This is a genomic window from Bacillus sp. N5-665 (assembly GCF_022637375.2).
GTDB classification, from domain to species: domain Bacteria; phylum Bacillota; class Bacilli; order Bacillales; family Bacillaceae_G; genus Bacillus_A; species Bacillus_A wiedmannii.
On sequence record NZ_CP093325.1, the window covers coordinates 956,439 to 972,385 of the forward strand.

Annotated in this window: 14 protein-coding genes, 2 tRNA genes and 2 pseudogenes; 15 read left to right on the plus strand and 3 right to left on the minus strand. The window is 35.1% G+C overall.

Annotated elements, in window-relative coordinates; genetic code table 11:
- Positions 1-406: 406 nt before the first annotated feature.
- The 9 genes and pseudogenes from MNO09_RS07360 to MNO09_RS07400 all read left to right on the plus strand — a co-directional run.
- On the plus strand, positions 407-1,732 hold the full coding sequence (locus tag MNO09_RS07360; RefSeq protein ID WP_070169136.1) for an MFS transporter: 1,326 nt from the start codon (positions 407-409) through the stop codon (positions 1,730-1,732).
- Between the two features lie 358 nt (positions 1,733-2,090).
- Entirely contained in the window at positions 2,091-2,900 is an 810-nt protein-coding gene (gene racE, locus MNO09_RS07365; RefSeq protein WP_000773993.1) for a glutamate racemase, read from the plus strand.
- A gap of 131 nt (positions 2,901-3,031) precedes the next feature.
- A complete protein-coding gene (gene gerM, locus MNO09_RS07370; RefSeq protein ID WP_001126755.1) occupies positions 3,032-4,081 on the plus strand; it encodes a spore germination protein GerM in 1,050 nt (349 codons plus the stop codon).
- A gap of 128 nt (positions 4,082-4,209) precedes the next feature.
- Entirely contained in the window at positions 4,210-4,947 is a 738-nt protein-coding gene (gene rph, locus MNO09_RS07375; RefSeq protein ID WP_001261774.1) for a ribonuclease PH, read from the plus strand.
- An 11-nt stretch (positions 4,948-4,958) separates the two neighbouring features.
- Complete coding sequence (locus tag MNO09_RS07380; RefSeq protein WP_000815934.1) at positions 4,959-5,567, plus strand: XTP/dITP diphosphatase; 609 nt, start codon at positions 4,959-4,961, stop codon at positions 5,565-5,567.
- Between the two features lie 13 nt (positions 5,568-5,580).
- Positions 5,581-6,084 carry a metallophosphoesterase gene (locus MNO09_RS07385; RefSeq protein WP_000645515.1) on the plus strand — a complete coding sequence of 168 codons (504 nt, stop codon included), beginning with the start codon at positions 5,581-5,583 and terminating at the stop codon, positions 6,082-6,084.
- Between the two features lie 109 nt (positions 6,085-6,193).
- Positions 6,194-6,267, plus strand: a tRNA-Gly gene (locus MNO09_RS07390).
- A gap of 1 nt (position 6,268) precedes the next feature.
- Positions 6,269-6,342 (plus strand) — tRNA-Arg (locus MNO09_RS07395).
- Between the two features lie 110 nt (positions 6,343-6,452).
- Positions 6,453-6,710, plus strand: a pseudogene (locus tag MNO09_RS07400) (hypothetical protein); the annotation flags it as partial.
- Between the two features lie 220 nt (positions 6,711-6,930).
- Here MNO09_RS07400 and MNO09_RS07405 read toward each other — a convergent pair.
- A complete protein-coding gene (locus tag MNO09_RS07405) occupies positions 6,931-7,053 on the minus strand; it encodes a hypothetical protein (RefSeq protein WP_000756801.1) in 123 nt (40 codons plus the stop codon).
- On the minus strand, positions 7,050-8,144 hold the full coding sequence (locus MNO09_RS07410; protein WP_000382780.1) for a response regulator aspartate phosphatase: 1,095 nt from the start codon (positions 8,142-8,144) through the stop codon (positions 7,050-7,052). The genes MNO09_RS07405 and MNO09_RS07410 overlap by 4 nt, the downstream gene beginning before the upstream one ends.
- A 230-nt stretch (positions 8,145-8,374) precedes the next feature.
- Here MNO09_RS07410 and MNO09_RS07415 point away from each other — a divergent pair.
- The 3 genes and pseudogenes from MNO09_RS07415 (at position 8,375) to MNO09_RS07425 (ending at position 11,554) form a co-directional block, all read left to right on the plus strand.
- Positions 8,375-9,875: pseudogene (locus MNO09_RS07415) on the plus strand (T7SS effector LXG polymorphic toxin).
- 5 nt (positions 9,876-9,880) lie between these two features.
- Positions 9,881-10,300, plus strand: a complete 420-nt coding sequence (locus MNO09_RS07420) for an Imm70 family immunity protein (protein ID WP_002096291.1) — start codon at positions 9,881-9,883, stop codon at positions 10,298-10,300.
- 1,053 nt (positions 10,301-11,353) lie between these two features.
- On the plus strand, positions 11,354-11,554 hold the full coding sequence (locus MNO09_RS07425) for a hypothetical protein (RefSeq protein WP_000124457.1): 201 nt from the start codon (positions 11,354-11,356) through the stop codon (positions 11,552-11,554).
- Between the two features lie 94 nt (positions 11,555-11,648).
- On the opposite strand, the gene MNO09_RS07430 is transcribed toward MNO09_RS07425, so the two are convergent.
- Complete coding sequence (locus MNO09_RS07430; RefSeq protein ID WP_000473874.1) at positions 11,649-12,263, minus strand: PH domain-containing protein; 615 nt, start codon at positions 12,261-12,263, stop codon at positions 11,649-11,651.
- 520 nt (positions 12,264-12,783) lie between these two features.
- On the opposite strand from MNO09_RS07430, the gene MNO09_RS07435 reads away from it, so the two are divergent.
- From MNO09_RS07435 to tig, 3 genes are all read left to right on the plus strand, one after another.
- Complete coding sequence (locus MNO09_RS07435; RefSeq protein ID WP_001983650.1) at positions 12,784-13,032, plus strand: hypothetical protein; 249 nt, start codon at positions 12,784-12,786, stop codon at positions 13,030-13,032.
- Positions 13,033-13,229: 197 nt separating this feature from the next.
- The gene (locus tag MNO09_RS07440; protein WP_000358261.1) at positions 13,230-14,228 is read left to right on the plus strand and encodes a hypothetical protein; all 999 of its coding nucleotides are present in this window, start codon (positions 13,230-13,232) and stop codon (positions 14,226-14,228) included.
- Between the two features lie 309 nt (positions 14,229-14,537).
- The gene (tig, locus tag MNO09_RS07445) at positions 14,538-15,815 is read left to right on the plus strand and encodes a trigger factor (RefSeq protein WP_000729261.1); all 1,278 of its coding nucleotides are present in this window, start codon (positions 14,538-14,540) and stop codon (positions 15,813-15,815) included.
- Positions 15,816-15,947 lie beyond the last annotated feature (132 nt).

Here is a 15,947-nt window from a genome sequence, read left to right on the forward strand (position 1 = left end):
TATTAAGTTAGAAATTGCAAATTTGAATAACCATGTCAGTCCTCCTTATATCGGATTCGAAATTAGTGTATAACAATCTTTGAACAAAGTAAACCAAAAAGACGAAATTAGTTTACTTTGTATATTTTTCGTTGACAAACTGTAATGCTGAAACTATGATAGTTCCATGAATATCGAACAATATACATGCTTCGTTTCGAATTCAGTTTGTCGCGCGATAAATTTATACATTTGATGAAGTTGTTTAGTTGTGATAGCGGAGCTAAACAACCTTACCCCGCTATTTGCTGGGCAGTAAGATCCCGATTGGTGAAGGCTAATAATCAGCGGTGGATGAAGCCCCCGTTAATTAAAGTTTCACTTTATTTTTCATTTACAGTTACTACAATCAGGAGAGGTGTTACACATGGGGAGAGATATAAGTAACCATTCAAAATGGTTTGTTTTCACATTATGTTTTATCGTTTTATTAGGACCGATGAATGCGGTTTTATTTAATGTAGCGTTAGAGGATATGGCGAACGATTTATCCATTAGTCAATCGAAAGTAAGTTGGGTTGTAGTAGGGTATTCCTTAGTTGTCGGTATTGGTTCGATGATCTACGGGAAGTTGGCTGATCGTTATAGTGTAAAAAAACTATTAATTATTTCAATTATCATATTTGTAGCGGGTTCTATTATTGGATTTATGAATCAATCTTATGCGATTACCATTCTTGCAAGATTAGTGCAGGCGAGTGGGGGCGCGGCGTTTATTGCGCTTAGTATGATTGTAGTGGCAAAATTAGTTGTTCCTGATAAGAAGCCTGGTGCATTAGCGATGATTAGTTCTTCTATTGCATTAGCGATAGGTATTGGTCCTTTAGTTGGCGGGGCTATTACAAATACATTGGGGTGGCCATATTTATTTTTATTTATGGTTATTTCAGTAGTTGGGATTTTCTTGCTTATAAAATTTATGCCAGAAGAAGCGCAGCATACGGATGAAGCGTTTCATTTTGATTACATTGGAGCGGTGTTATTATTTGCGTTCATTACGACTGTTTTATTAGGTGTAAATATTAATAGTTGGCTATTTATGTTATCGGTAGCTTTCTTATTTTTATTCACGGTTCGTATGAAGAATGCGGAGCATCCATTTATTGATATTGAGTTGTTTACAAATAAACCATTTCTTCGTTTAATAGCGGTCGGATTTATAATGAATGTGGCGCTATGTGCTAGTTTATTATTATTACCATTGCTGTTAGGCAGAGAGCACGGATTGTCTCCATTTGTTATCGGAATTGTTTTGTTTGTTGCATCACTTTTTGGTATTGTATCTAGTTTTATTACTGGAAAGATTGTCCCTTCGTTTGGAAATGTGAATATGATTTATGTAGCGTCTGTCATTATGATCGTTGGCTTTTTAATTTTGGGGTTTATTCCGAATGGGAACATAGTCGTTATTGTAGTGGCAATTATTTTAACATTTATGAGTTATTCAGCTATTCAAGTATCATTAAACACATTTATACCGAAAACATTACATCCAGCTAAAGTTGGAGTCGGTCTTGGTTTATATAATTTAATTAATTTTTTCGGTATGGCATTTGGACCAGCTGTAGCGAGCAAAACTATGGAATCTACAAATAGTTATCGTTTGAATTTTATTTTAATCGTCATTTTAATCTCTGCTCATTTCTTCTTATTAATAGGAATGTCTTCTTTCCAAAAAAAGATGGAGCAATAAAGTGAAACTTTAATTAGTGGGGGCATCCCCCCACTAATTATTAGTTAAACCAATCGGGCTTTTACGGGCAGCCCGATCCCCACCTAACTTCTTTGCTTTCGCTGAATTTTGAGGTGGGGGTCTTACTGCCCGGCAAATAACGTGGTAAATACGCATTTTATATAGAAGAAACCGACTTTCATATAGAAGGTCGGTTATTTTTCTGTCTTGCAAATTATGAAAAAAAGGAGCAAAATAAAAAAGGTCCTAGTCTATACAGGTACAAATGAAAATTTTCATACAGAAGCAGTTTAAGTTAGCGAACTTAAAGTGTGTAAAATATAATGATAAAATAAGATGATGAATGAGAAAACGGGTGATGAAGTTGAATAGAGCAATCGGTGTTATCGATTCAGGAGTTGGCGGTTTAACAGTAGCAAAGGAATTAATTCGTCAGTTGCCGAAAGAGCGTATTATATATTTAGGGGATACGGCACGTTGCCCTTATGGTCCACGTTCTCGAGAAGAAGTGCATCAATTTACGTGGGAAATGACGGAGCATTTACTAGATTTAAATATCAAAATGTTAGTTATTGCGTGTAATACAGCAACTGCGGTTGTATTAGAAGAGATGCAGAAACAATTACCAATTCCAGTGGTAGGAGTTATTCACCCAGGATCACGTACAGCTTTAAAAGTGACAAACACGTATCATGTTGGGATTATTGGAACGATTGGAACGGTGAAAAGTGGTGCATACGAAGAAGCGCTAAAGTCTATTAATAACCGTGTTATGGTAGAAAGTTTAGCGTGTCCGCCTTTCGTTGAGCTTGTAGAGAGTGGAAATTTTGAAAGTGAAATGGCGTATGAAGTTGTACGAGAAACGTTGCAACCGCTGAAAAATACTGATATTGATACACTTATTTTAGGTTGTACACATTATCCAATTTTAGGTCCTGTTATTAAAAAAGTAATGGGAGATAAAGTACAACTAATTAGTTCAGGTGATGAAACAGCGCGCGAAGTAAGTACAATTTTATACCATAGTAAAATGTTGAATGAGGGAGAGGAACAAAGTGATCATCTCTTCTTAACGACAGGAAAAATAGGCCTATTTAAAGAAATTGCATCAAAATGGTTCGGTCAACCGATTGAAAATGTGAAACATATTCATTTAGAAAAAGAATAATAGTAGAATCCATATAAGTGAGCTCCTGAGAAATCGGGAGTTTTTTTGTTTATAGGAAGCACAGCTTGTTCTAAAAAGTGAAACAGCTCGTATACATAATAGTACAAACTTAGATTTTAGGGGGGAATGGCATGCCTAAATCCACTTTTAAATGGGTTGTTGGTGCTACTGTGAGCGCTGTTTTACTAACAGGGTGTGGCTTTATAAATCAGGAGAAAGCAACGGAACAAATTGATCCACCAAAACAAGTTACGTATACAGAGGGTGGAAAGAAAGAAGTAGCTAAGAAAGATAAGCAAGGACAAACGGTAAATAGAGAACTATACCTTGTTGATAAAAATGGCTATGTTGTACCGCAAACGTTAGCGATACCTACTCCGAAAGCAAATGAGGTCATTCAGCAAACGTTAGAGTACCTTGTGAAAGATGGGCCGGTAACGAATCTATTACCGAATGGGTTCCGTGCAGTCATTCCAGCGAATACATCGATGACACTAGATTTGAAAAAAGATGGGACGGCAGTCATTGATTTCTCTAAAGAAATGAAAAACTATGCAAAAGAGGAAGAGCGTCAGATGGTTGAGTCAATAGCCTGGACGTTGACGCAATTTAAAGAAATAAAACAAGTGCAGTTCCAAATAAATGGTGAGAAATTGGCGAAGATGCCTGTTGGTGGTACACCACTTGGTGAAGGGGTGAGCCGTGCTAATGGTATCAACTTCGATGATGAACAAGTAGCGGATGTAACAAATACAAAACCTGTTACACTTTATTTTATGGCACAAAATAATAATAAGCAGCAATACTACGTACCAGTAACACGCCGCGTTGTAGAAGGAAAAGAAAATGATTATACAGCAATTATAGATGAACTTGTAAAAGGACCGATTCATCAATCGCTTCTGAATGATTTTAATCCAGGAGTTAAGTTGATTACGAATCCGAAGTTACAAGATGGAAATCTTACATTAAACTTTAATGAAAATATATTTATAAACCCAGATAAAAATATGGTTTCAAATTACGTATTGAAGTCGTTAGTTTTATCTTTAACAGAAAAGAAAGGCGTGAAAAGTGTTTCTATTGAAGTAAATGGTAAAGCGAATCTTATAGATGAAAAGGGCGGAAAGTTAATAAAACCTGTCGATCGTCCAGAAAACGTGAATACAGGTAGTTTTTAATCTTCAATAATTTGATATACTTAAGTAAGAAAGGGGAATTGCTTTTTTGGTTCCCCTTCTTTTATTGTATACATATCATACATTTAAATTTGGCTATACTAACAAGTAGTTATGAGGAGGTTATTTTTATGCGAGTAGATGGTAGAGAGAAAACAGAATTACGCCATATACATATTCATACGAATTATTTAAAAAATCCAGAAGGGTCAGTATTAATTGAAGTTGGGGATACAAAGGTAATTTGCTCAGCGACAATTGAAGAGCGTGTCCCACCGTTTATGCGTGGAGAAGGAAAGGGCTGGGTAACAGCTGAATATGCGATGATTCCACGTGCAACAGAACAACGTACAATTAGGGAATCAAGTAAAGGGAAAGTAACAGGACGTACAATGGAAATCCAGCGCTTAATTGGACGAGCTTTACGTGCGGTAGTTGACCTAGAAGCACTTGGTGAAAGAACAGTTTGGATCGATTGTGATGTTATTCAAGCGGATGGTGGAACGAGAACTGCTTCTATTACAGGTGCATATGTAGCAATGGTATTAGCGTTCGAGAAGTTATTACAAGCAGAAAAAGTATCTAAAATTCCAGTAAAAGATTATTTAGCAGCAACGTCAGTAGGAATTGTTGAAGAGCAAGGTGTTGTTTTAGATTTAAACTATGTAGAAGATTCTAAAGCAGACGTTGATATGAACGTGATTATGACTGGAAAAGGCCAGTTTGTTGAAGTGCAAGGAACTGGAGAAGAAGCGACGTTTAGCAGAGCGCAGTTAAATGAATTGCTTGATGCTGCGGAACAAGGCATCTTCCAACTGATTGACATGCAAAAAGAAGCGTTAGGTGACATCGTATCTCATATAGAGTAGAGGTGGAAAGTATGAAACAAGTTGTTGTAGCGACAAAAAATATGGGGAAAGTACGTGAATTTGCTGAGTTATTTGAGCGATTTGATTTAGAAGTAAAATCATTACACGATTTTCCTCATATTGAAGAAGTCGAAGAAACTGGTGAAACATTTGAAGAAAATGCGATCTTAAAAGCGGATAGTCTGAGTAGACAGCTGAATGCGATCGTAATCGCAGATGATTCAGGTCTTATTGTAGATGCTTTAAATGGAAAACCAGGCGTGTATTCAGCTCGTTTTGCTGGAGAGCCGAAAGATGATCAAGCGAATATTGATAAAGTGTTACAAGAATTAAATGATGTAGCGTTTGATAAGCGTAAAGCTCGCTTCTACTGTGCATTAGCAGTGGCTTTCCCTGAAGGTGATAAAAAGCCTGTTATTGTAAACGGGACGTGCGAAGGGTATATTTTAGAACAGCGCCGCGGAGAAAACGGCTTTGGATATGATCCGATTTTTTATGTGGAAGAATATAAAAAAGCGATGGCGGAACTAAGCTCGGATGAGAAAAATGCCATTAGCCACCGCGGACGTGCTCTTCGTAAATTAGAAGAAAAAATCCCAGAATGGTTTTTAGGAGAATAAGGGAGAGAGATTGATGAAAGCTTTAATCGTAAGCGATAGTCATAGCTCTGTGAAGGAATTACAGCAGTTGAAAGAGAAATATGAAGGAAAAGTAGATGTCATGATTCATTGCGGTGATTCAGAGCTAACGCCTGCTCATGAAGAGCTGCAAGGTTTCCATGTTGTAAAAGGGAACTGTGATTATGCTAACTTTCAAGACGAAATTGTAACTGATGTAGATGGCATTCGTTTCGTAGTTGTGCACGGACATCGTCATAACGTGAAAATGACATTACAAACATTAGCGTACCACGCAGAAGAGGTAGGGGCGCAAGTTGCATGCTTCGGACACTCTCACGTATTAGGTGCAGAATTAATCGACGGCGTTTTATTTATTAATCCAGGCAGCATTTTATTACCACGTCAGCGTGTAGAAAAGACATTTGCTTTATTAGAAATGGATGAAAATCAAATGGAAGTTCGTTTTGAAACATTAGACGGACAACTAGTTGAACAAGCAGTTTTTAAAAGAGGATAAGAAAAATTATCCTCTTTTAAAAAAGGTGTTGACTTTATGTATGGTTATACATATAATAAATATTGTCGATAGGGCAACGGCGCTAACGAAGAAAAATAAAATAACATATGCGGGTGTAGTTTAGTGGTAAAACAAGAGCCTTCCAAGCTCTGGTCGAGAGTTCGATTCTCTTCACCCGCTCCATGTCCCAGTAGCTCAGCCGGATAGAGCATACGCCTTCTAAGCGTACGGTCGGGAGTTCGAATCTCTCCTGGGACGCTAATGAAACCTTTGCGGTGACGTCAAAGTCCGCAATATATAAGCTCTCTAATTCGTAAGTTGAATCGTACAATGTGCGGTCGCTAACGAGTTAGGGGGCTTATTTTTTTATGTCAAAAAGACGTGATTCATTAACGATTAGTGAGGACTTATCGAATGTTTTTGGCGATAGATTGAAAAGCAATCAGCGAAAGAAAGTATCCGCAGAGGATCGTTATAAATTTAATTTAACAATCGAGAAAGTCCTCGAAATAGTTGTATGTCAAATGAAGGCGACAGGCTTACGTGAGCGCACGATAAATGACTACTATTTACACGTAACAGATACGCAATACTTAGAAGAATTAAACGTTATTCATATTTACCAACTTCCTTAGTTGTTGCCGCTATTACAAGTTTATTAACACTATATAATACAGCTGGTATAAGTAAGGTGGCTATAATTGTAGTCAATGCAGGTGTAAATTTGCCTGTTGTCTCTATTGTTAGTCCGTCAAACATTTTCGTTGTTCAATCCTTTCAAAGTTAAAGTTAGATAAAAAAGAACGCTGTCCTAAGAATAGGTAAGCGTCCTATGTTTTTAATAAATCAACCTGTATCACCATCAGCTAAACCTTGTATAATATTAATAGCTGTTTGAGTGTTAACTGAAGTATGTGTGCCTATCGTTACAATTGTAATCAATAGCATTCCTAATAATACTTTCTTCACTTTAACGCCTCCTTTTTAAAAATTTCTTTTTTAGCTTCATAACTTAAATAGAAATATTTACTTCCTTGTTCAAAGTTTCCTTCGTTATGAAATTGGACTGCTACTGCTTCCGTGTATTCTTGAACATACTCCCATAATCTTTCGTTTTTAAAGTAGTTCATTCCTGCTAGCATAGCTTGTTCTAATTTTTCGGCAGTAACTTTTTTATTTATTTTTCTTAGAATTGTAAAGCGGTATTGATATTCTTGATTTCCTAATTCATTGCAGATAGTTAAACCTTTTTCAATGAGTTGAGATGCAATTTCTTCTTCACCTAGCTTGACGTGTTCCTTGGCTTTAACAAAAATAGCTTTATAATTATGAGGTTTCTTTTCAACAACTTCTGAAAGGTATCGAATTGCCGAAATAGAGAGATTTTGACTCGCATACATTAAGCCTAAATTATGACGAACTAGTAAGATTGCTTTCTCATTTTTTTGCTTTTGGAATGTGTTCATTGCAGTAACAAAGTATTCTTCAGCCAGTTCAAATTCTCTTAAATGCGTACAAGCTAATCCTAATAAATTATCGCAATAGGCTGTTTTTAATTCATAGCTTTCATGTTTAGAAAATATGTCCCTAGCTTTTGTACCATGCTTAATGGCTAAAAGTGCTTGATAAATATGATAATGATATGTTGCTAAGTTATAATGAAATTCTGCTTTTTCAAGTTCATCAGGAATGTGTTTAAGTAAAATTTCTGCTTTATCATAATGTTCTTTAGCAAGGCTATAATTACCGATTGCGTTAGAATGAATAGCCTTATAAAAATGGTAGTAGTAAGATAAAAAGTTATCTGTGGGAATATTAAAAGATTCAATTTTATCAAAGCTATTTTTTGAAATACTTAAATTATCCACTAAATATTTATAACCGAAATCTAAAAGGTAATAGTAGAGTAACAATTTTGGGTCTGCTTCGTTAGTGTGAATGATAGAATTAATTTCTTCTTTTAAACAATGGGCATTATCTATATTACGTGAACGTATTTCTTGATACCATTCGTTAAGTAGTTTTGAAATTTGTTCATTCCCCTTTATTAGAACGTCCATGAAATCCCCTCCCTTTTTGAATATTCTTATAAATAATAATAGCAAGAATAGAATTTGATGGAAATTGAATTTCAATATTTCTCAACATTTGTGTAACAATTTTATTTTCAATTATGTAACTAATTGCATTCATTCTCCCTGTTAGTAATTTCAAATATTTGGCACAGTGAAATAACAAGACATGGTATAATTTTCTTATAAAATACTTTATAAAGAAGGAGGGGCAATGCATGAGTTTAAATATGTATTTGGGAGAAGTACAAAGCCAAACTCATAGCATAAACGCTGTATGTTCCGCTACCATTCAAGGTATGGAACAAGCCATTCAGTCGATTGATGCTTTTACAAGCGATACCTGTTCTACAAAGGCAAACTTACGATAGTGCAAAAGCATTCTTCGCAGAAACTTTTCGTCCTTTAGCACAAGGAATCATTTATTTATGTGAAGAATTAATCCGTCAGAATGATGCCTTTCCAAATCAATTTCAATCACAAGTCGCTTCCACAGATGTAGTTGAACAAGAATTGTTAGAACAAATTCGAGAGATTGACAGAATGACAAGTACAGAAGCACTCAATCAAGCTATGCCAATCTCGGGCATGGAAGCTATGGTAAATCTTTTTATTGAGATGCGGCGTAAAATTCAGGAAAAATTAGAACATCTATATGAATTTAATCGAACGTCTAGTAATAATTACGCAACAGCACTTCAACTAGCCGCTAGTATTGCAACAGGTCTTGCAGAAGTACAAAGTGGAAAAGGATTTAGTCCTGCAAGTGGTACATTTAGTACGAAAGAATTAAATATGGAGTGGGTGGCTTCTATTCAAGCGATTGCAGAAGATAGGAATCGTCAGGCTGATAATTCAATTGAAGAAGGTGCAATGTGTGGCAAACCAAAATCTGATTTAGAGAAAGCTTGGGATGGTCTTTATGATGGTGCAGGAAAAGGTGTTGGAGATGCTTGGGAAGGATTTAAAGCGTTAGGTGACGGTGAAACATGGTCAGACATGTGGGGTGCTGTTGTCAATTATGATGAGACTCTTCCTGCTATGTGGAACGCTTTCTCGGATTCTTTTATGAATGACGTTTGGCATGGAGATGTCGAAAGTGGATTCCGCTGGGGTTCTTATTTAGTAACATCAGTCGGTCTAGGGTTACTTGGTGGGAAAGGTCTTGATAAGGCTTTTAAACTTGCTAGAGGAGCAAACATGTACAAAGTAACTGAAGCTTTTCCACCACGTTTACAACCTGCTTTTGCAGGTGGTGGTTTAACTGGCGAAGCTATACTTAGTACATTGCCATCATCAGGACACTGGGGAAATTATTTAAGTAGCTATTTCATGTTTGCTAGACCTTCATGGAGAGAGTCTGAAAATGAGATTGGTGGGATACATCCTGATTATGATGACCAAGTTGCTTTTAAGGATAGAGAGGTAGTTTCTAAATACACAAAAGGTAGTACTAGACCTGATTTTTATATAGAGGGTCATAGTATAGAAGTGAAAAATTATGACTTGTCCACTAAATCAAGGAGAACTAATTTAGTAAATACAATTGTTAAACAAGTAAATGATAGAGCCATTCACTTGCCTGAAGGCACAAAGCAAACTATCATTATAGATACAAGAGGACAAACTGTTTCTAGTGACATTCTGAGGGAAATTAGAGCAGAAATACATAAAAAAGCTAATACATTACCTGAAATAAAATTTATTAAAAAGGACTGATGAAAATGGCAGTTGGATTTTCTGTAGACATATTTTTCTATGAGGCAGGACACCCTGACTTTTTACACAGCTTTTTCTCAACAATCTCTTATCACACTGAACCTGAGGGATGGGGAACTAAATATCCTCTACTAATGAAAGACTTATATTTTGATAAATTAAAGTGGCAAGATGTCCCTGAGGCTTTGAAAAATGTAGAAGAAATCAGAGAAACATTGAGTGAAATACCTCCATCAGAGGTAATATGGGATATTGAGGACTTAACTAAAAGACCACCTTGGGGAGATAAAATTCCTTCTAAAATAACTAACTTAGCAAACTACCATTCTATTCAAGGGACAGACTTTCTTACTTTGTTAAAAAATGCCCTAAAGGAGTCGGAGGATTGCAAATCAGATGTGAAAGTTGAGAAGTTAGGTAAATAATTTCCTTAGATACCTTGGAAAAATTCTGAGGTGTTTTTGTTTTGAAAAAGGGAGTGGATTGGTATCTATTTTACTCCAATAAAAATAGATAAAATATTCGATATTTTATCTAAAAATAATTAATCTATCATTTTTATTCATTCAAATTATATTAGAGGTAGCGTCCCGAGAATGAGGATTTACAACGTTAAGATATTTGAGACAAGTTATATGAGATATTACGAAGCCTTTATTCTTAATAATTGTTTTTTATCTCAATAGGGTTTACTCTACGCTATTGGAACGAACTAAGAACAATGAACAGATTACAAAATTGCTAAATGATTGGTATGTAGAACTTCGTACAAGACGCATAGGGGATATAAAGAGAGGGAATTGGAGATGATAGTAGGATTTTGGGGGAGATGTTATTTTTTATGAAGTAGATCATCTTGATTTATTACACAGCTTTTTTTAACGATGTCTTACCATACAGAACCTGAAGGTTGAGGGACAAAATATCCTTTACGTATGAAGGATTGGTCCTTTAAAAAAATTAAGTTGGGAAGATGTAAAAGAAGCAAAAAGTAGAATTTTAACAAATGGTCAGTTGATCGAAAAAATGAACGATTCAACAAACAGATTATACTAGTGTTTGTATATTTTGGTTAAAGACGGATCGGGAGTTCGAATCTCTCCTGGGACGCTAAAAAAATTGATGTATGCGCAAGAGGTGTAAAAAATATAAAGTAACATATGATAATTATTATATACAACAGATTAAAGTGCATTAAGAAAAGAGCGCCATTTATGCGCCCTATTTCTCTTGTTTAATTTAAAGAATCAATAGGCTTATGAAGGAACTTAAATCCATATCTGTATTATCCCAATTGTTCACTTAGAATGTTATAAAACTTTTTACCATTCTAGTAAGATTGAGCACCGTTATCGGAATTTATCCCCGACAGTGTGTTACAATTAATAGAAGCGGAAAACGAGAATCTCCAATTGACTGGACTTGTGATTGGTTGGACAGTTTAAGAAGGTTGTATAAAAAAGGGAGATGGCGCAAAGATGGCGAGATCAAATGAGAATGATTTAACGGAGAAATTGGCAGAAGGTCACCGGAAATATGGTGATGGCAACTTTACAGTACAGAACATCGGTGATGAAACTAACCCAGATTGGACTGTCATAAAAAATGTGAGGAAGGGATCGGCAGGCATTCGTGAAGGAGAAGATATATTAAGACTGCGATCAAAATATATAAAATAGTACGAAAATGAGCGGGCCGAGAGTTCGAACCTCTCCTGGGACGTTAAAAAAACCTTGATATCTTTTGATAACAAGGTTTTTTGTTTGTTTTAAATTAGTTATTAATAAATTTGTCAAAGACAAAACCATAATCTTTCACGTTATATTGTTTCTTCGTATCAACGAGCCAGTTAAAGGCGATCTCGTTCATTTCTTTAAATTGTTCTGCTAAATTTACTTGTGCGTTTGAAATACGGCTGAAAGCGTTAGATGCCATATCTAGACTTTTATGTGCATACTGCAATGTAATATCGTTGTCGTATGAAATTTCTTCTATTTTAAGTAAAGCCTTATATAAATCTTTTAATTCTTCAATATGTTTTTTATGAACATCAATTGAATAATGCTCATCTCCCATTTGAAACTTAATTTCTACATCTAAATCAATTGTTCCCGCAGTTTCAAGTGCTACATTTTTAATTTGATATTTACTATAGCTAAAGCGGCGTAGTGTGCGTTTTTTACTTGTCGCACTTGTACCATCTAGGTGGAGTAATCCTTTGTTTGTGAAACAATATTCATCTGATTTTGATTTAATTAGAAAATAAATTTTCTCCCCATCTTCATGCATCACGTAATCATCAGCATCAACTTTATCGTAATCTTTCGGTGTGATGACAGAACCTACATCGCTTAGTCCTAATACATCTGCAGCCATTTTCTTAAACATATAGAATCCCCCTTGTAAATTAAATTCTTAATTGTATAAAAATATATTAACACGATTTCAATAAAGTGTTTTCATATAATTAAAAACATTTGAAGGTAAGTTAAGAAAAGTAACGAATGATTATTTCAACCCTAAGTTATTTAGTAAATCTATTAGTTTAAGAGTGGATTCTCCGAAAAATAATCAAGAGAAAAAAGTTAATTTTGCAAATAATTATAGAGAAATTCCGTGAAAACCTCTCAAGTAATATGAGGTTTTTTTCTATCCATTTTGAAATCTTACAATTCTGTAAGGTAACTGTAAGGAAGTTCGATGGTAACAAATTGCTAATCCTCTATAATGAAGGTAACAACGATAAAACGAGGAGGAAGAAATGATGAAAGGGTTAATCGTAACGGGTTTAACAGTTGCTTTTGGATTTGTAGCGTATGAGAAATTAACGTATGTAGTTGATGTTGTAAAACATTTAATCGCTTAGTAAAAAAAACTGCCATGAGAGGGAAAGGGAATGAGTGAATGAATGGAATGGTTATTTGGAATTATAGGTACTTGTAGTGTAGTGTTATTGTTCTTTGTCCCGAGTGGTATACTTAGTTCGACAACGAGTTTGTTCTTCTTAAGTTTGTTTGCTTGTACGATGCTTATTATTATGTTTTTAATGAAGCGAAGTAAACCAATCTTCTATTTTAGCATGATTGTTATGGCAATTATTGTTCTCCAAATTATTACCCTTGTTATATACCCCACTATTATAAAAGCTTTCCATTAATGATGAATCCTCTGCTTTAATTGCTGAGGATTTTTATTTGCACATTTTTAATTTTTAGTAAGGATTTGTTTATATTGAAATATAAAAATTAAATATTTTCATATTTCAAACAAAGGGTTTTGGGATGTTGTGTTCTTATTACTCATTTGATATATTTACTTTAAAGATAATTAAAATCTAGAAAAAGAGGCGGACGTATGGATAAAAAAGAAAATACGGTCGTATTGTTTCCACAACTATCAGAGCGATATATTGATGAAGGTTTTTTAGCACTGAAAGAGCGGAAATTCGAAGATGCATTGCGCTGCTTTGAAATATTACGTCAGTATAATGCAGAAACGGAACAAACGGAACTCGCTTCTGTTATTTGTTTGTTAGAATTAAAACATATGGAAGAAGCGAAAGACAAATGTGAACAGTTACTTGAAACAGGAGCTGTATTATTTGGTGATATTCTTGAAACATATGTGACGATTTTAGTTCAAACAAATGATTATGAAGGTGTCATTGAAATCGTTGAAAAGGTTTTGCAAACGAAAGATGTAATGCCTGAGCAAAAGGAAAAATTAGCACAGCTCGCTTTATTTGCAGAAGGTATGTTAAGTGAAGTAGATACGTCACTAGTCGATTCGAATTTTGAATTGGATGAGTTTACTAATGAAATGTTTGGAGAAAACTTTGGACAAAAGCTAAGAGCGATTCAGCAACTTTCGTTAAAAGACTTGGATCTTGCATTACCTATTTTAAAGAAATTTTTAATAGACGAAAAACAGCACCCTTATTTGAAAACTTCTATTTTATATAAAATGATAGAAAATCAAATAGAAGAAGAGATAGAGGTAGAAAAGTTTGGGAATACAATCAAGGTGATTCCAGCATTTACAGGTCATAATGAGGAGCAATCCGATAACATTATACATACACTATCAAGCCGATTAGAGCAAAATTATCCCGATATATTTGATGCTATGGTTACATATTGGAAAGAATTGCGAATTAGCGTTTTCCCATTCGCTCTATTAATGGATAAAGTGGAGATTTGGGCTGCTGTTTTAGAGAGAATTGGAAGAAAGCGTTTCGGATTGACTATTGATGAAGAAGAGCTTATGACAGCGTATAATATTGAATTAGAAGAGTTTCATATTGCCTATCAATGGTTATTACGTGTTGAAAGAGAAGGATATTTGCCCGTATAATTATGAAAAAGAATCGTTCGGTTCTTGAAACGAGCATATTCTATGTTATAATGTAAGGGTTGCAAAAGGCAGAAATCTGCCTGTTTGTAAGAGAAGAGAAGTGTAATTCTCTTACTTAATATGTTTCATATTATTCTCGAACAAAATATACCGTAGTTGTCTTTTAGACAATTAGTAGATTGGAACATTATATCTGAAAGCTTTTGCTAGAGGATTATTTGTACTTTTGTTATTTCAAAAAAGAGATAATGAAGATTTTAATCTATAGAGGTATGTGCATACATTATTATAGTTGGAGGGAAAGAATAAATGGCTGCAAAATGGGAAAAATTAGAAGGTAACGTAGGCGTTTTAACAATCGAAGTTGATGCTAAAGAAGTAAACAACTCTATCGACGCTGCGTTCAAAAAAGTAGTACAAACAATCAACGTACCAGGTTTCCGTAAAGGGAAAATGCCTCGTCCGTTATTCGAACAACGCTTTGGTATCGAATCTTTATACCAAGATGCTTTAGATATCATCTTACCAAAAGCATACGGTGAAGCGATCGATGAAGCTGGTATCTTCCCAGTTGATCATCCTGAAATCAACATCGAGAAGTTCGAAAAAAATGCTAACCTTATCTTCACTGCAAAAGTTACAGTGAAACCTGAAGTTAAATTAGGTGAGTACAAAGGTTTAGCAGTAGAAAAAGTTGAAACAACTGTAACTGACGAAGATGTAGAGAACGAATTAAAATCTTTACAAGAGCGTCAAGCTGAACTAGTTGTTAAAGAAGAAGGAACTGTTGAAAACGGTGATACAGCTGTAATCGACTTCGAAGGTTTCGTTGATGGCGAAGCATTTGAAGGCGGAAAAGGCGAAAACTATTCTCTTGCAATTGGTTCTGGTACTTTCATCCCTGGTTTCGAAGAGCAAGTAATTGGTCTTAAATCTGGTGATTCTAAAGAAGTTGAAGTATCATTCCCAGAAGAGTATCACGCTGCTGAATTAGCTGGTAAACCAGCTACATTCAAAGTAACAATTCACGAAATCAAAACAAAAGAACTTCCTGAGTTAAACGACGAGTTCGCTAAAGAAGCTGACGAAGAAGTTGCAACTCTTGATGAATTAAAAACAAAACTTCGTACAAACTTAGAAGAAGGCAAAAAGCACGAAGCTGAGCACAAAGTGCGTGACGAAGTAGTAGAATTAGCTGCTGCTAACGCTGAAATCGAGATTCCAGAAGCTATGATCGACACTGAGTTAGATCGTATGGTTCGTGAATTCGAGCAACGTTTAAGCCAACAAGGTATGAACCTTGAGCTTTACTACCAATTCACAGGTACTGACGCTGACAAGTTAAAAGAGCAAATGAAAGAAGACGCTCAAAAACGCGTAAGAATCAATCTTGTTCTTGAAGCTATCATTGAAGCTGAAAACATCGAAGTTACTGAAGAAGAAGTAACTGCAGAAGTTGAAAAAATGGCTGAAATGTACGGTATGCCAGTAGACGCTATCAAGCAAGCTCTTGGAAGCGTAGACGCTTTATCTGAAGACCTTAAAGTGCGTAAAGCTGTAGACTTCTTAGTAGACAACGCTGCATAATAAAATAACAAGGCGCGATTTTAATCGTGCCTTGTTTTATAAATATAGAAATATATTTATAAAACTTTTCGATGAAGAAGGAAAACTTCCTTTACAAGTCGAATATACATATTTCAAAAGTTTTAAAATTTT